The sequence below is a fragment of the Pseudomonas sp. B21-041 genome (assembly GCF_024748675.1).
GTDB lineage: Bacteria > Pseudomonadota > Gammaproteobacteria > Pseudomonadales > Pseudomonadaceae > Aquipseudomonas > Aquipseudomonas neuropathica.
Genome location: NZ_CP087175.1, coordinates 4,020,264 through 4,038,307, shown reverse-complemented (window position 1 = coordinate 4,038,307; position 18,044 = coordinate 4,020,264). Strand labels below are relative to the sequence as shown.

Below are 18,044 nucleotides of genomic sequence, written 5' to 3'. Positions count from 1 at the left end.
GGTAGTTTTATTGTTCTCTGCCCGGTTGCGGGTCACTCCTGAGAGCACCCTGAAAAGCACACCTTCTCCAAAAAAATCTGTTAGCTGCGTCTCTGCCGTGTTGTTTTTGTTATGTCAGAGTCGGTACGTCTTATTTTTATTGGTTTGCTGCTTTTTATTCTTGTTATGCCATAGAGATAGCAGAAGCCGTGCCAACTTTTAAAAATCCTTATAAATCAATAGTTTGAAAATTTCATAGATTTTTCACTCCGACGAAACCAGACAATTTGTTTCCGTGTTACTCGCTTGAACCCACATTCCGGACACAGCGGTAACACCTTCCCCCCTCACTGCGCGCTACGAGCCTTGGCCACGCGCGAACCGCTCGGGCGGCCGAGCACCGCGCTGATCTGCTGACCCGCAGCAATCAAGGCGTCCAGGTCGATACCGGTCTCGATACCCAAGCCGTTGAGCAGGTACACCACGTCTTCGGTAGCAACGTTACCGCTCGCGCCTTTGGCGTACGGGCAGCCGCCGAGGCCCGCGATAGAGCTGTCGAACACCGAGATGCCCTCGAGCAGGCTGGCGTAGATATTGGCCATGGCCTGACCATAGGTGTCATGGAAGTGCCCGGCGAGCTTGTCGCGCGGAACCTGCGCCGACACCACTTCGAACAAGCGGCGAGTCGCGCCAGCGGTGCCGGTGCCAATAGTGTCGCCCAGCGAAACTTCGTAGCAGCCCATCGCATACAGCTCGCGCGCGACCATCGCCACTTGTTCCGGCGCGACCGTGCCTTCATATGGGCAACCGAGCACACAGGACACGTAACCGCGCACGGTAACGCCGTGCTGTTGCGCCGCTTCCATGATCGGTGCGAAGCGCGCCAGGCTTTCGCTGATCGAGCAGTTGATGTTGCGCTGCGAGAACGCCTCAGACGCGGCCGCGAACACGGCGACTTCCTTGACCCCTGCGGCGATGGCATCTTCGAAGCCACGCAGGTTCGGCGCCAGTGCGCCGTAGGTCACGCCCGGCTTGCGCTGGATCTGTGCAAACACTTCGGCCGAACCCGCCATCTGCGGGACCCATTTCGGTGAAACGAAACTTCCGACTTCTATATAGCCAAGGCCGGCAGCGCTGAGTGCATCGACTAGTTGCACCTTGTCGGCCACGCTGATCGGTTGGGCTTCATTCTGTAGGCCATCGCGCGGGCCGACTTCGATCAGGCGTACTTGGGAGGGGAGGGACATGACGGTTGACCTGTTGTAGTTATCTGAAGTCTGCGGATATCCCCCTGTGGGAGCGAGCCTGCTCGCGAATGCGCCGGGTCAATCACCATAGATGTCGAATGACAAATTGCATTCGCGAGCAGGCTCGCTCCCACAGGGAATGGGGTTGTTACTGAATGGCCTGCTGGCTCTTCAGCGTCTGCTCCAGTGCCTGCACGCAGCGCTCTTCGGCGGTATCGAGCTCCAGCTTCATCTGCTCAATGTCGAGCAACTGCTGCTCCAATTGTTCCCGGCGCTCGCTGATTTTCGCCAGCATGCTGTTGAGTTGTTTGGTGTTACCGCTGGAAGGGTCGTAAAGCTCTATCAGTTCACGGCATTCGGCCAGCGAGAAACCGATGCGCTTGCCGCGCAGGATCAGCTTCAGGCTGACCTTGTCGCGTGGCGAATAGATACGTTCTTGGCCACGGCGCTCAGGGCTGAGCAGGCCTTGCTCTTCGTAAAAGCGGATCGCCCGGGTGGTGATGTCCAGCTCGCGGGCGAGGTCGGAGATGCTGTAAGTCTGGCTGCTCATGGAAGCGCTCGAAAAAAGGTCTTGGCGCTAAGCTAATGGCAGGTTGACGTTTACGTCAAGAAGGATGATCTGTGGTGTTCATGCTGGCCTCATCGCGAGCAGGCTCACTCCTACAGTTGACCGTGTTTCATCTGAAGAAATGCAACCAATTGTAGGAGTGAGCCTGCTCGCGATGGCAGCGCCGCGGTAAAAAGCCCTACACCTTATCCAGCTTCTTCTCCTGCGCCGTCACCTGCTGGCACAACTCGATCATCTGCTCGCGCATCCAGCGATTCGCCGGATCCTGGTCAGTGCTTTCATGCCAATACAGATGCGTCTCCACTGGCGGCACATCATTCACCGGCAGATTAAACGCCTGCAGCTCATGCCGACGGGCAAAGCGCTCCGGCACCGTCATGACCATGTCGGTCTGCTGCATCACTTGCGACGCCATCAGATAGTGCTGCGAGCGCAGGGCAATTTTGCGCTGAATGCCCATTTTGCCCAGCGCCAGATCGACATAACCCAGACCACTGCGACGGCTGGAAATATGGATATGGGTCAGCGACAGGTAATCATCCAGCGAGAGCTTTTCCTTGCCTGCCATCGGATGCCCCTTGCGCATCGCACACACGTAGCGGTCTTCCATCAGCTTGACGTGGCGCACCTGCGGGTCGGTGTTGAGCGGCGCATCCACGGCGAAATCCAGACGCCCGGCGGCCAGTTCCTTGGTGGTCTCGCGGCGCTTGGACAGAAAGCTTTCGATAATCACGGTCGGCGCCAGACGGCGCAGGCGCTGGAACAGCGGCGGCAGAATTACCGCTTCGGTGAGGTCGGTCATGCTGATGCGGTAGGTCTTGACCGCCTGCGCCGGGTTGAAAATGCGGCTTTCCTGAACCGACACACGCAGCAGCGACAGAGCGTTGCGTACCGGGCCGATGATGTTCTGCGCCATTGGCGTCGGCACCATGCCCTGAGCCGTGCGCACGAACAGTGGATCATTAAAGGTTTCGCGCAACCGGGCCAAGGCGTTGGACACCGCCGGCTGGGTGATGCCGACAATCTGCCCGGCGCGGGTCAGGTTGGCTTCGGTATAGATCGCGTCGAAGACGATGAAAAGGTTGAGGTCGACCTTACTCAGATTCATAACGCGGCTTCTCTTGTTATTAAGGGCGGTGATTTAAGGGCTGGTAATCAGCCGATCATATATCGGTGATGAATGTTTATACACGCCGAGAATAGGCTAGGTAAATTATCAGCGCTGTTCTAGCATCGATTGCATGACTTAAACAACCTCTGCCCAAGAAGGTAATTGATCATGGATTTCGCTTATTCGCCCAAGGTGCAAGAACTGCGTGAGCGCGTGACCGCGTTCATGGACACTTACGTTTACCCGGCCGAGGCGGTGTTCGAACGCCAGGTTGCCGAAGGCGATCGCTGGCAGCCGACGGCGATCATGGAAGAGCTCAAAGCCAAGGCCAAGGCCGAGGGTCTGTGGAATTTGTTTCTGCCTGAGTCGGAACTCGGTGCCGGCCTGACCAACCTCGAATACGCACCATTGGCGGAAATCATGGGCCGTTCGCTGCTCGGGCCGGAACCGTTCAACTGCTCGGCACCGGACACCGGCAACATGGAAGTGCTGGTGCGCTACGCCAACGAAGAACAGAAACAGCGCTGGCTCGAACCGCTGTTGCGCGGTGAAATCCGCTCGGCATTCGCCATGACCGAACCGGACGTTGCCTCTTCGGACGCGACCAACATGGCTGCCCGCGCCGTGCGTGATGGTGACGAGTGGGTGATCAACGGCAAAAAATGGTGGACCTCCGGCGCCTGCGACCCGCGCTGCAAGATCCTGATCTTCATGGGCCTGAGCAATCCCGATGCGCCGCGCCACGCCCAGCACTCGATGATCCTTGTACCGGTCGACACTCCCGGGGTGAAAATCGTCCGTCCGTTGCCGGTGTTTGGCTACGACGACGCTCCGCACGGCCACGCCGAAGTGCTGTTCGACAACGTGCGTGTGCCGTTCGAAAACGTTTTGCTCGGTGAAGGCCGCGGCTTTGAAATTGCGCAAGGTCGCCTTGGCCCAGGCCGGATTCACCACTGCATGCGCTCGATCGGCATGGCTGAACGGGCTCTGGAATTGATGTGCAAACGTGCGGTAAGCCGCACTGCATTCGGCAAACCGCTGGCGCGTCTGGGCGGTAACGTCGACAAGATCGCCGACTCGCGAATGGAAATCGACATGGCACGTCTGCTGACGCTGAAGGCGGCGTACATGATGGACACCGTCGGTAACAAAGTGGCGAAAAGCGAGATCGCGCAGATCAAAGTCGTTGCGCCGAACGTTGCACTGCGGGTGATCGACCGAGCGATTCAGATGCATGGGGGGGCCGGGGTGTCGAACGATTTCCCGCTGGCCTACATGTACGCCATGCAACGCACCCTGCGCCTGGCCGACGGCCCGGACGAAGTGCACCGCGCGGCGATCGGCAAGTTCGAGATCGGCAAGTATGTGCCGAAGGAAATGTTGCGTAGCGAACGCTGATCCACCTGATCATTCCCACGCTCTGCGTGGGAATGCATCCCGTGACGCTCTGCGTCACAGTGGACGCGGAGCGTCCATGGTGGCGTTACCACGCGGAGCGTGGGAACGATCTGGTGATATCAATACACCCAAACCTCAACCCGCCGATTCTTGATCCTTCCCTCATCCGCATTGTTCGCCGCCACCGGCATCAACGCGCCAAACCCGCGAACCTCGCGCAACACCACGCCGTTCTTCACCAATTCCCGCCGCACCGCCATTGCCCGTAGCTTCGAAAGCAAATCGGCCCGCGCCGGATCATCCTTGGCATCACCAAAGCCGACCAAGGTCACCGCGCGTTCGGTTTTGTCACGCCGCTTTATATAGTCGATCACCCGCGCCAGATCCTGCCGCGCCTTGTTATCCAGACTCGCGCTGCCTTCTTCAAAACGGAAATTCACCGTCAGACGCTGGGCGTGACGGCTGAGGGATTGATAACCCTCGGGCATCAGTGCATTCGGCGCGACGCTCATCGCATGCACGGTCTGACTGATAAAACCGTTTGCCGCGACAATCGCCTGGCCCTGACGGCTCTGCGCAAACGTCACCAAGGCTTTCGCCCAAGGATTGTTGCTTTCGGGCGGTAGATAGAAGAACAACCGCCGCGACAGTGGATAGTCTTCGGTAGCTATCAGGCTGTTGAGCGGCAGCATCGACTGCGATGCGCCATCAGCAATGGCCACGGCTTTGGCCTGACGCACGTAGGGCAAACCGATGAAACCGATGCCTTGCGGATCGCTACTCACCGCGTCGGACAACTGTTCGCTGGACTCAAACCTTTTCGCCGCGTTGCTCAGACTTTTCCCACGACGACTCAGGACCAACTCCTTAAACGTGTCGTAAGTGCCGGACTGATCATCGCGCGCATATAAATGAATAGCACCACCACGCCCGCCGAGGTCTTCCCAGGTTTTCACATCGCCGGCGAAGATCCGCGCCAGTTGCTCAGTGTCCAGTTGTTGGAGGGGATTGTCGGGATGAAGGATGATCGCCAGGCCGTCGATGGCGATGACTTGTTCAGCGGCGGGGCTTTTCAGGTCGCCCAGTGATTGCAGGGTCTGTAACTCACTGTCCTTGATCTCGCGGGAAGACGCGGCGAGGTCGGCGCTGGCATTTTTCAACGCGGTGAAACCGGTGCTGGAACCGTGGGCGGCGACTTCAACGACCACGCGTTTACCTTCGCTGGTCTGGCCGACGATGCGTAGTTCGTTGGCGGTGTCCGGGGTTTCGCGGTGGATTTTCAGCAGGCCTTGCTCTTGCAGCAGGCCCTCAACGAGTGCCGGGCCGAGTTCGGCGCCGATGGTGTTGGAACCTTGAATGCGCAGCGCGGGGCCGTTTTCAGGAAGGGGCAGGGCGGCGGCAGAAACCGTCAGCCACGCACTCAAGAGAAACACGCACAGAACACGCAGGGTCATGCCGGCACCGAATCAAGCCAAGGGGATTGCCGGGGAGATTAAGTCAGGCGCATGACCAAAAGATGACAGATCAAAAGATCGCAGCCTTCGGCAGCTCCTACAGGGGAACGCATTCCAAATGTAGGAGCTGCCGAAGGCTGCGATCTTTTGATCTTGGCTGATATCAGCTGAGTTCAAGCCAGATCGGCGCATGATCGGAAGGCTTTTCCATCCCGCGCAATTCATAGTCGACACCGGCGGCTTTCACCCGCGGCAGCAAACCATGGGATGCCAGAATCACATCGATGCGCAGGCCACGTTTGGGCTCATCCTCAAATCCACGGCTGCGGTAGTCGAACCAACTGAACATGTCGGTCACATCCGGGTTCAAGTGGCGATAGCTGTCGGTCAAACCCCAATTTTTCAGGCGCGCCATCCACTCGCGCTCTTCCGGCAGGAAGCTGCATTTGCCGGTTTTCAGCCAGCGCTTCATGTTGTCCGGGCCGATGCCGATGTCGCAGTCTTCCGGGGAAATATTCACATCGCCCATCACCACCAGCGGCTGCTCGTTGTGGAACTGGCTTTCCAGCAGCGCTTGCAGATCGCTGTAGAAACGCTGCTTGGCGGGGAATTTGGTCGGATGGTCGCGGCTTTCACCCTGAGGGAAATAGCCGTTCATGATGGTCACCGGTACGCCATTGGCGTCGGCGAACGTGCCCCAGATAAAGCGACGCTGAGCGTCTTCTTCGTCGGTGGCGAAACCTTTGTGGATGGCGATCGGCTCCTTGCGCGAGAGCATCGCCACACCGTAATGGCCTTTCTGGCCGTGGAAATACACGTGGTAGCCGAGGGCGCGGACTTCTTCGAGCGGGAACTGGTCGTCGTGGACCTTGGTTTCCTGCAGGCCGATCACGTCCGGCTGGTGTTTTTCGATCAGCGCTGCCAGCTGATGCGGACGGGCACGCAGTCCGTTGATGTTGAAGGAAACGATCTTCATGGTCGGCAGTCCTGGCAAAAGGGCGATGCTAGCTGACATGGGGGAGATGGGCCAGTGTGGGAGAAATCATTTTGGCCTGTGGGACATGTGTTGTCCCGGAGGGCCCCATCGCTGGCAAGCCAGCTCCCACAATGTCCGCGTCGTTCATAACATTCATGTACACCAGAGAAACCTGTGGGAGCTGGCTTGCCAGCGATGAGGCCCCACCGGTCGATGAAGATCCCGAGTTGGTCTATACCTGTGGGGAACTGTGTCACCACCACAAGGTTCGTACCAACAAGAGCGCCGCCATTTGCACGCGCCCCGGGGAGATTCACCGTCATGCCTGAAACCCAGACAGCCATCGCCGACATACATATGCTCGACCGCGGCTATTCCCGCGAAGCCCGCTCGCTGCTTTATCAGGCCTATCGCCACGAGCCGACCTTCGGCTACCTGTTCGAAGCCGAGCGCCCCGGCTACGAGCAACGGGTGCGGGCGACGGTGCGTGAACTGGTCAAACAACACTTTCTGCAGGACCTGCCCGCCATCGGCCTGTTGGTCAACGACCGCCTGATCGGCATCGCCCTGATCGCGCCACCGCAACGGCGTTTGGGCATCACCGAGAGTTGGGCGTGGCGCCTGCGCATGGTGCTCAGCACCGGTTTTCGTTGCACCCGACGCTATCTGGAATACCACGACGCCGTCGCCGCGTGTGTGCCCAGCGATTCCGTGCACATGCTTCCCTTGTTGGGCATTCACCCGCAGTTCCAGGGCAAACACTTCGGCGAACAATTGCTGACCGCCGTACACAACTGGTGCGCCGTTGACGAAACCTCGCAAGGCGTAGTGCTCGACACTGGCAACCCACGATATCTGGAATTCTATAAAAGGCAGGGTTACGAAGAGATCGGCGAAGTTGCCGTCGGCCCGGTGCGCGAACACGTATTTTTCCACGCCAATCCGCAGGTGTTACAAACTGCAACAGCATGACAATCGAACTTCTTGGGAAATTTCCTGTTCTATCACGCTCCCAAGCCCGTGATAGCATCCGCGCCTATGAAGTTTCCAGGAAGATTTACCAGTGGCGTGCTCCTGCTGTTAACCAGCTGCACGGCGCTGGCGCAAAGTGAATTGGATGTGCGGATCAAACCGTCCAACGATGAACTCAAGGCCAATATAGAAGGCTATATCGGCAGCCTCGGCGATCGTGACGAAGAAGCCCTGCAGCGCTTCAGTCGCGGTGCCGAAGAGCAGGCGCGCAAAGCGGCTCAGGCGTTGGGCTACTACCAGCCGCAGATTGAAAGTGACGTCAAGGGCGGCGACAAGCCGCGCCTGGTGTTGAACATCGATCCCGGCGAGCCTATTCACCTGCGCAACGTCACCATTCGTGTCGACGGCCCGGCTGCCTCCCTCAAATCTTTTCGTGTACCGAAAAGCGACGCGCTCAAGTCCGGTGCGGTGCTCAACCATGGCCGTTACGAAGACGCCAAAAGACTTATTCAGAATCAGGCCTCGCGCTTCGGTTTTTTCAGTGGCCATTTCACCCGTCAAAAACTTATGGTCGACCCGCGCGCCGGGGTGGCCGACATCGAACTGATCTACGACAGCGGCCCGCGTTATGCGCTGGGCAAAGTCAAATTCGAAGGTGATACGCCGTTCGATGAAGACCTGCTGCAACGCATGGTGCCGTTCAAGGAGGGCGAGCCGTACGACTCCGAGCTGATCGCCGAACTCAATCGCGACCTGCAATCGAGCGGCTATTTCGAAGGCGTGCGCGTCGATGCCGCACCGACGACCGCGAAAAATGACGTGATCCCGGTCGACGTCAAACTCGACACGCGCAAGCCACGGACCATGGGCCTGGGCCTCGGTTATTCGACCGACGTCGGCCCGCGCATCAAAGCCAACTGGACGCGCCATTGGGTCAACCCGCAAGGCGACAGCTATGGCTGGGAAGCCGAGCTGTCGGCGCCACGGCAAAACGTCGGGCTGTTCTACGACATCCCGCTTGACCCGCCGCTGACCGACAAACTGCGTTGGGCCGGCGGTTATCAGTTCGAAGACATCGACGGTTCCGACACGCTCAGCAAACTGCTGACCTTCGGCCCGGAATGGCACAGCAAATTGCCGAGCGGCTGGCAGCGGGTGATTTCGCTGAAATGGCAGCGTGAAGAATATGAACTCGGCGACGACTCGGGCCTGAGTACCTTGCTGATGCCTGGCATCAGTTACTCGTACCTGAAAAGCGACAACCGCATCGACCCGCACAACGGCTATCGCCTGAGCTTCGAAAGCAAAGTGGCGAAGGAAGGCCTCGGCTCGGACAACAACCTTCTGTATGGCACCGCGCTGGTCAAAGGCCTGACCACGGTGTTCGACAAACATCGCTTGCTCGGTCGCGTGCAGGTCGGCGGTAGCGCCACCAACGGCTACAACTCGGTGCCGCCGTCGCTGCGCTTCTTTGCCGGTGGCGATCAGAGCGTGCGCGGTTACGATTACCAGAGTCTGTCGCCGAAAAACTCCGATGGCGACCGAATCGGCGGCCGTTACATGGTCGCTGGCAGCGTCGAGTATCAATACTCGATCGCCGAAAAATGGCGCGTGGCGACCTTCGTCGACCAGGGCAACTCCTTCAACAAACTCGAACTGCCGAACCTCAAGACCGGGGTCGGCATTGGTGTGCGCTGGGTCTCGCCGGTGGGGCCGATCCGCCTCGACCTGGCCCACGCACTCGACGACGATGGCGGCATCCGGCTGCACTTTTCCATGGGGCCTGAGCTGTGAAGCGTGGTTTGAAAATTACGGCGCTGACGCTGCTGGCGCTGGTGTTGTTGATTGTATTGAGCGTCACCGCCGTACTCGGCACGGCGGCTGGCAGCCGTTGGGTACTGGGCCTTGTGCCGGGGCTCAGCGTCGAGAATTTCCAGGGGCGCCTTGGCGGGCAATGGAGCGCCGATCATCTGTTGTGGCAGCAGGACAGCAGTCGCGTCGAACTGAACCAGGCAATCTTCGCCTGGTCGCCGCTGTGCCTGACGCGCATGACTCTGTGCATCGAACAGCTCAAGGCAGATCAGGTCATTCTGCAATTCCCGCCGAGCGAAGAGACGACCGAGAGCGGTCCGATCAAACTGCCGGATCTGCAATTGCCGGTGGCCATCGAACTGGGCGACGTGCAGGTTGGCAGCCTGCTGTTCAACGGCAGCGAACAGCTCAAGGGCTTGCAACTGGCGGCGCACTGGACCGCGCAGGGCATGCAGATCGACAGCGTGAAATTGCAGCGCGACGAGCTCAGCCTGAACCTGTTCGGCACACTTGAACCGAGCGGCAACTGGCCGCTGAACATCGCCGGTGACCTGACATTGCCGTCGCCGGGCACGGGGCCTTGGACGCTGGCGTTGAAGATCGACGGCGACCTGTTGAAAACCCTCAATCTGCACGCCGACAGCCGTGGTTACCTTGATGGCCAGTTGAGCGGCGAGTTGCAACCGCTGGCGGAAAATCTGCCAGCCAAAGTGCGCATCACCAGCGACGCGTTCAAGCCGAGCGCCGACCTGCCGGACACCTTGCAACTCAATCAATTGCTGTTGACCGGTGAAGGCGACCTGAAAAACGGCTACCAGCTCAACGGCAACGCCACGCTACCCGCCGACAAAGGCCCGGTGGCGCTGCTGCTCAAAGGCAAAGTCGACGCCAGCGGCGCGCAGATCGCCGGCCTCGACCTGACGGCCAACGATAAACAAAGCCTGAAACTCACCGGCAGCGTCGACTGGAGTAAAGGCCTCAGCGCCCAAGCCAAAATCAACTGGCAGGACTTTCCGTGGCATCGGCTCTACAACGAAATCGACGAACCTGAGGTCGCTTTGCGCACCTTCACGGGCGAAGTCTCCTACACCGATGGTCAATACCTCGGCAACTTCGCCGCCGCTCTGGATGGTCCGGCCGGCGCGTTTACCCTGAGCAGTCCGTTCAGCGGCAGCCTGAAACAGGTCGCCTTGCCGCAACTGAAAATGGAAGCCGGGCAGGGCAAGGCTGAAGGCCATGTGAATGTGCAGTTCGCCGACGGTATCGCCTGGGACACCGCGCTGGAACTGTCGGCGCTCAACCCGGCGTACTGGGTCGCCGAATTGCCGGGCACGTTAGCTGGACCGCTGAAAAGCCAAGGCGAAATGAAAAACGAACGCCTGAGCCTCACCGCCGACCTCGACTTGAAAGGCAAATTGCGCGGTCAACCGGCGATCCTCCAGGCCAAGGCTGATGGCGCTGGCGAACAGTGGAATCTGAATGCCCTGCAAATCCGTCTCGGCGACAACAGCATCAGCGGCAAGGGCAGTCTGCAACAGAAACTCACCGGGCAGATTGATATCAAGCTGTCGCGTCTGGCTCAGCTCTGGCCGCAACTGCGCGGGCAGGTCAACGGTCAGGTCAATGTGGCCGGTACGTTGAAAGCACCGCAGGGCAAACTCGACCTGCAAGGTTCGCAACTGGCGTTCCAGGACAATCGCCTGCAAAGCCTCAACCTCGATGCCACCCTCGACAGTGCGCAACGGGCGAAGATCGATCTGAAAGGTGCCGGCATTCAGGCCGGTGACACTTCATTGGGCACGCTGACTGCCAGCGCTCAGGGCGACATCAAGAACCAGAAACTCAACCTCGACCTGATCGGGCCGAAGCTGAAACTAGCCCTCGGTCTGGATGGCAATCTGGACAAGGGCAACTGGCGTGGTCGTCTGGCCAGTGGCGATATTCAGGCGGGTGGCCAGGACTGGAAACTGCAAAGCCCGGCCAAGCTCGAACGTCTGGCAGACGGTAAAATCAACTTTGGCGCTCATTGCTGGATGTCCGGCGACGCCAGCCTGTGCGGTGAAGATCAGCGCCTGATGCCGGAGCCGAAACTGCGCTACCACCTCAAGCAGTTCCCGATCGAAAGCCTCGCGCAATGGCTGCCAAAAGATTTCGCCTGGAAGGGTAAGCTCAACGCCGATTTGCAATTGGATCTGCCAGCCAGCGGTCCGAACGGTGTTGTCAGCATTGACGCCAGCGGCGGTACCTTGCGCATGAAGGAAAAGGATCAGTGGCTGGACTTCCCGTACCAGACCCTGAAACTCACTAGCAAACTCACACCGAAGCGCGTCGATACTGAACTCAACTTCGTCGGCGGTAAACTCGGCGAGTTGCTGGTGCAAGCGCAGCTCAATCCACTGCCGAAAAACAAACCGTTGAGCGGCTCGTTCCGTCTCTCCGGGCTGGACTTGTCGGTGGCGCGGCCGTTTGTGCCGATGGTTGAAAAACTCACCGGGCGCCTGAATGGCAGCGGCACGATTTCCGGTGGATTGCTCGCGCCGCTGGTCAACGGCACCGTGCAACTCAGCGACGGTGAAGTGTCCGGCGCCGAGTTGCCGATGGAACTGCAGAACCTGCAACTCACCGCGCTGATTGCCGGCGAATCGGTACGCCTCGACGGCGGCTGGAAAAGCGGCAAGAACGGGCAGGGCAGCCTCAACGGCAACGTCGCCTGGGGGCAGGCGCTGGTGGTCGATCTGGCGTTGAAGGGCACGCAATTGCCGGTCACCGTCGAGCCCTATGCCAAGCTCGAAGTGGCGCCGGACCTGAAGATTTCCATGGCCGGCGACGAGCTGAAAATCGCTGGCAAAGTGCAGGTGCCCAAAGGCGAAATCACCGTGCGCGAATTGCCGCCATCAACGGTGAAAGTCTCCGATGACACGATCATCGTCGGCGCGCAGACCGAAGAGGGCAAACCGCCGATGGCGATGAAAATGGACATCGACGTGGTGGTCGGCGAAGACAAACTGGCCTTCGCTGGATTTGGCCTGACTGCCAACGTGAAAGGCCATGTGCACATCGGCGACAACATGGACACCCGTGGCGAACTGTGGCTCAACGACGGCCGCTACAGTGCCTACGGCCAGCGCCTGCAAGTGCGCCGTGCGCGTCTGTTGTTCGCCGGCCCCCTCGATCAGCCGTATCTGGACATCGAAGCGATCCGCCAGACCGACGACGTGATCGCCGGTATTCGCCTGAGCGGCAGCGCCGAGCAGCCGACCACACAGATCTTCTCCGAGCCGGCGATGAGCCAGGAGCAGGCGCTTTCCTATCTGGTCCTCGGCCGACCGCTGAGCACCAACGGCGAAGACAACAACATGCTCGCGCAAGCGGCGTTGGGTCTGGGCTTGATGGGCAGTTCCGGGGTCACCAGCAGTCTGGCCAAGGATCTGGGGATTCAGGACTTTCAGCTGGACACCGCAGGCAGCGGCGATGCCACCAGTGTGGTGGCCAGCGGTAATATTACCGAGAAGCTCAGTTTGCGTTATGGCGTTGGCGTGTTTGAACCGGCCAGCACCATTGCGCTGCGCTATAAGCTGAGCAAGAAGGTTTACGTCGAAGCGGCCAGTGGCGTGGCCAGTTCGCTGGATATTTTCTACAAGCGCGATTTCTAGATCGCGCTTTCTCCTGAACCGAGTCGCTTCAATCGCTGGCAAGCCAGCTCCCACAAGCTTCTGTGGCGTACATGATTGTTGTGTGCGCCAAGGACTTTGTGGGAGCTGGCTTGCCAGCGATGGCGTCTTCTCAGTCAGCCACTGGCGCGCGGCACACCAGGGAGGCCCGCTCGTAGTTCAACGCCTTGTCCCGCTCGGGCAGTGCATACGACGCCTCGCAGCGCTGGCCTTGCCAATTGATGGTCAGGGTGCCGGCGTCGTCCGCGACCAGCGCCAGTGCCTTGCCGCTCGGGTCGGAGATCGCCAGTTGCTTGCCGGCGGCGTCCTCCAGTGCGGCGCCAAACGGGATCGGCTGGTGGTGCGCGTCGAACAGAGAAAACTGCACCCGGCGTCCGGTTTTGCTCGCGTAGCGCGCTAGCACCACGGCACCACGGCGCGGTACCACTTGCTGGGTGGCGTTTTCAATTTCAAAGTCGCCGCCCAGGTCGCGGGTGTCGAGGCTGATCCAGTTGACCCGATACGGCTGCGCATTGGACACCACAGCGAATCCATTACCGGCGGTTTTCGCGCCCGAGAAACTGGCAATCTTCACGTCTTTGACACCGTCGACCTGCGCCAGCGCAAAAGTCTCACCGACGGTCTGCCCCAGGTTGATCCCGCCCGCGTGGCCGACAATCGATCCGGCCACGTTGAGACTCTGCGAGTTGTAGCCACGGCCCTGACTGTAGCCGGCGCTGATGTCCATCACTGGGGTTCGCGTGCTGAGGTTGGCCGACCCCGTACTGCCGCCGGTGCGACTGTTGCCTCCCTGCACTGAGTAATAGGTGTCGCTGTCTTCGGACAGGTAACCGTTGATGCCGACCTGGGTGCTGCTGTCATCTTTCTGCGTGCTGGCCGAAACGAACGCTCGCGGCGCGCGGGGCTTTGAGCCCAGCGGAAACGACACTGAGAGATTGAACAAAGTGTCGTTGTTCGCCGGGCCGTAGTTGCCGACATCCTTGGTGTAAGTCGCGCTGAGGTTGTAGCTGACGTCAGCCCAATAATTGCTGTAACCGGCCGACAGGCTCTGCGAACCGCCGCGGCCCCAATAGCGCTGATCACTGGCGTTGAGGTAGATGCTGCCGAACTGCTGATTGCGCCCCAGGCTCTGGTTGACAGTGAGGTCGGTGCGGGTTTTCGAGTTGCCGCTACGCTGCTCACCCTCACGGCTTAGCTCTTCGACGTGTTCGCTCAAGGTGCGATAGCCCTCGGTCGAATAGCGATAAGCGGCGAGGGTGAAGTTGGTGTCAGTACCGGTAAAGGTCTTGGCGTACAACGCGCGCAGGCTGTTGCCCTTGAGCGTCTGGCCGAAGGTGCGACTGCTGGAGTGGGTCAGATCGAGCGAGATCGCCCCGATGGCAGTGTTGCGACCGGCGCCGATCGACAGTGCCTGAAAATCCTCGGTGGCCTGAGTGCCGACAATCGCCGACAGGTTACTGCTGACGCCATAAGCCACGGTGCTGCTGATAAATTCCGGCGTTTGCTGGTCATCGCTGTTGCTGTTGTAGCGGCCCGCCGAAACGCTGTACTTCAACTGGCCTTCGCGCACCATGATCGGCAGGCTTGAAAAAGCCTGCACCGTGACCCGGCGCCGGCCATCGGCTTCGATTACGGTGATTTCCAGATCGCCGTTGGAGCCGCTGGGGTAAATGTCGCTGATCTCGAACGGCCCGGGCGGTACGTTGGCGGTGTACAGAATGTAATTGTTCTGGCGAATCTCTACCGTGGCGCTGGATTGCGCAATGCCGCGAATCACCGGCGCATAGCCGCGCTCACTGTCGGCGCGCATGCCGTCGTCGGAGGCCAGTTTCAGGCCGCGATAACGCACGCTGTCGAACAGGTCGGCGTCGGAGAAAATATCCCCGGCACTGAACTGGCCCTTCAGCGCGGTGACGTCATGTTGCAGGTAGCTGCGGTTGCTCTTGAACGTACTTGGCTGGCCGGTGCTGCTGTTGAAGTTCGACTCGTTACGCAGGCGCCAGCCGCCAAGGTTTATGCCGTTGCGCAGGCCGACGTTATTGGCAATCGTGGTCTGGGCATCGGTGCTGTTGCGGTTGCTGCTCACCTGATAATTGATGAACGCTGCGGGTACGCCTTCGTCCCACAGCGCCGGATCGACATAACCACGGCGGCCACGCTCCATGGCACTTTGCGGCACGCTGACCAGCAAACGCAGGCGCGGCACGTCATAGCGCACGGTGGCATGATCGATCAGCGCGGGCAGGTCGAGGCAGGCATCCGCATCGGCGACGTCGAGTTTGCCGCTGGCTTGCAGCTTGCCAATATCCACGCCCAGTTGCTTGAGCATGTCCAGAGTCAGACAGGCTTGGACCTTGTGACTGTCGGGGAGACGCCGAAAGGCGATATCGCGGCGGCCCACCAGCATATCGTTGCCATACAGATCGACCCGGTAAGTGCCGGGGAGCACGCGGCTGCCGGCGAGCAGCGATTGCAGGTCGATGGCAGACGTCGCGCCTTGCAGAAACGAGGTATTGAATTGCTCTTCGGCGTCAGCCAGACAGGTTGTGCTGAAGACCAGAGCAACCGAAAACGGTGCCAGGCCATCGCGCTTGAATAAAAACATGCAGGAACCCTATATCACCTCCGATACGAACTAACGGAGCGAAGAGAAATACAGTGAAAGTGCGGCTGTTAAAGCAGCACGCGAGTCATGGCGATTCTTTATCCAGGCTGGCGCTTACTGCGGCGCTGCCGGAAAGTTGCGCGACATAACGGTCTCTGGCGCCGTAGTCGTTGATGCTGCTGAACAACAGGCGCGGGGAACCTGCCGTGTGAAGTTGTTTGAGAACAAACTCTTTTTCTTCGCCAGGGGCGATCATCATCGAGTCGAACGGATGCTCGCGTGTGGCGCCGGATTGCACAGTGATGTCGGCAATCGAGACGTGATAAACCCCGGGATTACTCACCACCAGTACGCTCTTGCCGGCGCGCTCGGTCAGTCGCCAGGTCAGCTCGGTCGGGGCCTGATAAGCGTTGTTGTTCAGGCCGCCAGGGCGGAAGAACACCTTGATCCGTTGGCGCACCGCCAGTTGCAGGGTGTTCGCGGTTTTCGCCGACTGCGGGATCTCCTGCACGTTCAACCACACCACCGACTCGCGGTCTTTGGGCATACCGGTGCCTTCGTAGATGACCCGCAGAATCTGTTGTTCTCCGTCGCTGACGCGCACCAGCGGTGGAGTGACGGCAAAGGGCACAGAGGCTTCGTCGCTGTCGGTATCGACCCAGGACTGAATCAACACGTCTGCACCGCTGTTGCGCACGGTGATGCCGGCTTCTTTGTGCTTGCCGTCGAATATCAGTCGAGTGCTGCTCAGGGAAATGCCAGCCATGGCCTGATTGACGGCGAGCAGGCCCAGAAGGCCGACGCAAAGGGACAGGGAAGGACGTAAAAACATGAAGAATTACCGCGCAGAGTGAAAGAAAGTGCGGGACCGTTCGGCCCCGCACAGTGCTCGATGAATCGCGCGATTTATTCGTATTGCAGGGTGAACGGCAGGGTCGCGTCGCCACGGCCGGCAACGGCCAGTTTCGGATCGACGGTGGTCACGTAGGCGGCCGAGAATTTCAGCGTGGTGTTGCTGTCCTGCAGGGTGTTTTCGATGCGCGCGGTAGTCGGCGAAGTCAGGTCGATTACTGCACCGTTGGCATCAAGCAAGGCGATACCGATACCTTTTGCCGAGCCCAGGCCGTCGATCAGTTTCAAGACCTTGGTGCCGGTTTCGATACCCGAGCCTGCGCCCTTGGTTGGTTCGAAGATCATTGCCACTTTGGTGCCAGCGTTGCAGTTGATCTTCATGTCGAAGTTCTCGACGCTCAGCGTGCCGTTGCCTTTTGGCGCGGTGGCGGTGCCCATGTCCTTGATCGACACTTCGCCCATGTTCACCGAAATGGTCTTGTCCTTGCCGGCGCCTTCGACCGAGCAGGCATCGTTGTTGATGGTGCCGGTGAAGTTGATGGTGCCGCTGCCAGCCTTGGTAGGCACAACCGGATCGGCCGCCAGGACATTAGCGGCAGCGAAGATCGACAGGGCGAGAAGCGTGCGAGACAGCTTTTTCATGTTGCTTTTCCATTGGTGGGGTAAAGACAACACGATAAAACCCGGTTGGGCGCTGCAACATCAGACAATCCCTAGAAACCAGCAAGTTGCGAGGGGCAACAGTCTGTCAATTGAACAAGTTGCGTTCGATGCAGTAAGTCAGCAGCTCCTGATCACTGCTGACATCCAGTTTGCGCATGGCCGAAATCTTCTGCGTGCTGATTGTCTTTGCACTTCGATTCAGACCTCGGGCGATTTCATTGACGCCTTGCCCCTGAACAAACAAGCGCAGGATTTCATGTTCCTTGGGCGATAGACGGGAGAAACGTTCATCGAGATCGGCGCCATCGTCCAGCACCGAAGTCGGCGTCGTTCGATGGCCGCTTATGCGCTTGCCCTTGGCGATGGCTTTGAGCGCCACTTCTATTTCAACGTGCAACTGGCTTTTCTGAATGACTGCAAGTACGCCGAGTTCTTGCAGGCGGGTCAGGATCAACGGGTTGGAAATCATGGTCAGCACCAGCACCCGCACTGCGGGAAAGTGTCGGGTCACGTACTCCACCAGTTTCAGGCCATCACCGTAGGGCGAGTCACCGGGCATGTTGAAGTCGGTGATCAGCAGATCCACCGGTTGTGACCTCAGCAGCTTGATCAAACCATCGGAACACACGGCCTCGCCGACTACGCTGAAGCGCCGGTCGCGCTCGACCAGTTCCCGCACCCCCAGCAGGACGATGGGATGATCATCGGCGATGACAACGTTGAAGGTTTCCATGAG

The 18,044-nt window shown here is 59.4% G+C and carries 13 protein-coding genes; 4 read left to right on the top strand and 9 right to left on the bottom strand.

Annotation, left to right across the window (positions count from 1 at the left end):
- Positions 1-326: 326 nt before the first annotated feature.
- The 3 genes from LOY43_RS17755 to LOY43_RS17745 form a co-directional block, all read right to left on the bottom strand.
- Complete coding sequence (locus LOY43_RS17755; RefSeq protein ID WP_095124471.1) at positions 327-1,226, bottom strand: hydroxymethylglutaryl-CoA lyase; 900 nt, start codon at positions 1,224-1,226, stop codon at positions 327-329.
- A 148-nt stretch (positions 1,227-1,374) separates the two neighbouring features.
- Positions 1,375-1,776: a MerR family DNA-binding transcriptional regulator gene (locus tag LOY43_RS17750; protein WP_038362702.1), complete on the bottom strand. Its 402-nt coding sequence runs from the start codon at positions 1,774-1,776 to the stop codon at positions 1,375-1,377.
- Between the two features lie 196 nt (positions 1,777-1,972).
- Positions 1,973-2,902: a LysR family transcriptional regulator gene (locus LOY43_RS17745; RefSeq protein WP_016986544.1), complete on the bottom strand. Its 930-nt coding sequence runs from the start codon at positions 2,900-2,902 to the stop codon at positions 1,973-1,975.
- A gap of 171 nt (positions 2,903-3,073) precedes the next feature.
- On the opposite strand from LOY43_RS17745, the gene LOY43_RS17740 reads away from it, so the two are divergent.
- Positions 3,074-4,303, top strand: a complete 1,230-nt coding sequence (locus LOY43_RS17740) for an acyl-CoA dehydrogenase (RefSeq protein ID WP_095050781.1) — start codon at positions 3,074-3,076, stop codon at positions 4,301-4,303.
- A 119-nt stretch (positions 4,304-4,422) separates the two neighbouring features.
- Here LOY43_RS17740 and LOY43_RS17735 read toward each other — a convergent pair whose 3' ends face one another.
- A complete protein-coding gene (locus tag LOY43_RS17735) occupies positions 4,423-5,757 on the bottom strand; it encodes a substrate-binding domain-containing protein (RefSeq protein ID WP_220556503.1) in 1,335 nt (444 codons plus the stop codon).
- Positions 5,758-5,920: 163 nt separating this feature from the next.
- Complete coding sequence (xthA, locus tag LOY43_RS17730; RefSeq protein WP_064389273.1) at positions 5,921-6,733, bottom strand: exodeoxyribonuclease III; 813 nt, start codon at positions 6,731-6,733, stop codon at positions 5,921-5,923.
- A gap of 321 nt (positions 6,734-7,054) precedes the next feature.
- On the opposite strand from xthA, the gene LOY43_RS17725 reads away from it, so the two are divergent.
- The 3 genes from LOY43_RS17725 (at position 7,055) to LOY43_RS17715 (ending at position 13,170) form a co-directional block, all read left to right on the top strand.
- A complete protein-coding gene (locus tag LOY43_RS17725; protein WP_007912451.1) occupies positions 7,055-7,705 on the top strand; it encodes an N-acetyltransferase in 651 nt (216 codons plus the stop codon).
- A gap of 66 nt (positions 7,706-7,771) precedes the next feature.
- Complete coding sequence (locus LOY43_RS17720; protein WP_220556502.1) at positions 7,772-9,499, top strand: autotransporter assembly complex family protein; 1,728 nt, start codon at positions 7,772-7,774, stop codon at positions 9,497-9,499.
- Entirely contained in the window at positions 9,496-13,170 is a 3,675-nt protein-coding gene (locus tag LOY43_RS17715) for a translocation/assembly module TamB domain-containing protein (protein ID WP_258708484.1), read from the top strand. The genes LOY43_RS17720 and LOY43_RS17715 overlap by 4 nt, the downstream gene beginning before the upstream one ends.
- A gap of 130 nt (positions 13,171-13,300) precedes the next feature.
- On the opposite strand, the gene LOY43_RS17710 is transcribed toward LOY43_RS17715, so the two are convergent.
- The 4 genes from LOY43_RS17710 to LOY43_RS17695 form a co-directional block, all read right to left on the bottom strand.
- Positions 13,301-15,793, bottom strand: a complete 2,493-nt coding sequence (locus LOY43_RS17710) for a fimbria/pilus outer membrane usher protein (RefSeq protein WP_116030166.1) — start codon at positions 15,791-15,793, stop codon at positions 13,301-13,303.
- 85 nt (positions 15,794-15,878) lie between these two features.
- Positions 15,879-16,625 (bottom strand): molecular chaperone, encoded by a 747-nt coding sequence (locus LOY43_RS17705; protein ID WP_116030165.1) that lies wholly within the window; start codon positions 16,623-16,625, stop codon positions 15,879-15,881.
- A gap of 74 nt (positions 16,626-16,699) precedes the next feature.
- Positions 16,700-17,287, bottom strand: a complete 588-nt coding sequence (locus LOY43_RS17700) for a fimbrial protein (RefSeq protein WP_116030164.1) — start codon at positions 17,285-17,287, stop codon at positions 16,700-16,702.
- Positions 17,288-17,393: 106 nt separating this feature from the next.
- Positions 17,394-18,041 carry a response regulator gene (locus tag LOY43_RS17695; protein ID WP_122843759.1) on the bottom strand — a complete coding sequence of 216 codons (648 nt, stop codon included), beginning with the start codon at positions 18,039-18,041 and terminating at the stop codon, positions 17,394-17,396.
- Between the last annotated feature and the right edge of the window lie 3 nt (positions 18,042-18,044).

Bases quoted from the DNA above. Each gene is read 5' to 3' on its own strand.
- LOY43_RS17755 (WP_095124471.1), bottom strand. From the start codon at position 1,226: ATGTCCCTCCCCTCCCAAGTACGCCTGATCGAAGTCGGCCCGCGCGAT.
- LOY43_RS17750 (WP_038362702.1), bottom strand. From the start codon at position 1,776: ATGAGCAGCCAGACTTACAGCATCTCCGACCTCGCCCGCGAGCTGGAC.
- LOY43_RS17745 (WP_016986544.1), bottom strand. From the start codon at position 2,902: ATGAATCTGAGTAAGGTCGACCTCAACCTTTTCATCGTCTTCGACGCG.
- LOY43_RS17740 (WP_095050781.1), top strand. From the start codon at position 3,074: ATGGATTTCGCTTATTCGCCCAAGGTGCAAGAACTGCGTGAGCGCGTG.
- LOY43_RS17735 (WP_220556503.1), bottom strand. From the start codon at position 5,757: ATGACCCTGCGTGTTCTGTGCGTGTTTCTCTTGAGTGCGTGGCTGACG.
- xthA (WP_064389273.1), bottom strand. From the start codon at position 6,733: ATGAAGATCGTTTCCTTCAACATCAACGGACTGCGTGCCCGTCCGCAT.
- LOY43_RS17725 (WP_007912451.1), top strand. From the start codon at position 7,055: ATGCCTGAAACCCAGACAGCCATCGCCGACATACATATGCTCGACCGC.
- LOY43_RS17720 (WP_220556502.1), top strand. From the start codon at position 7,772: ATGAAGTTTCCAGGAAGATTTACCAGTGGCGTGCTCCTGCTGTTAACC.
- LOY43_RS17710 (WP_116030166.1), bottom strand. From the start codon at position 15,793: ATGTTTTTATTCAAGCGCGATGGCCTGGCACCGTTTTCGGTTGCTCTG.
- LOY43_RS17705 (WP_116030165.1), bottom strand. From the start codon at position 16,625: ATGTTTTTACGTCCTTCCCTGTCCCTTTGCGTCGGCCTTCTGGGCCTG.
- LOY43_RS17700 (WP_116030164.1), bottom strand. From the start codon at position 17,287: ATGAAAAAGCTGTCTCGCACGCTTCTCGCCCTGTCGATCTTCGCTGCC.
- LOY43_RS17695 (WP_122843759.1), bottom strand. From the start codon at position 18,041: ATGGAAACCTTCAACGTTGTCATCGCCGATGATCATCCCATCGTCCTG.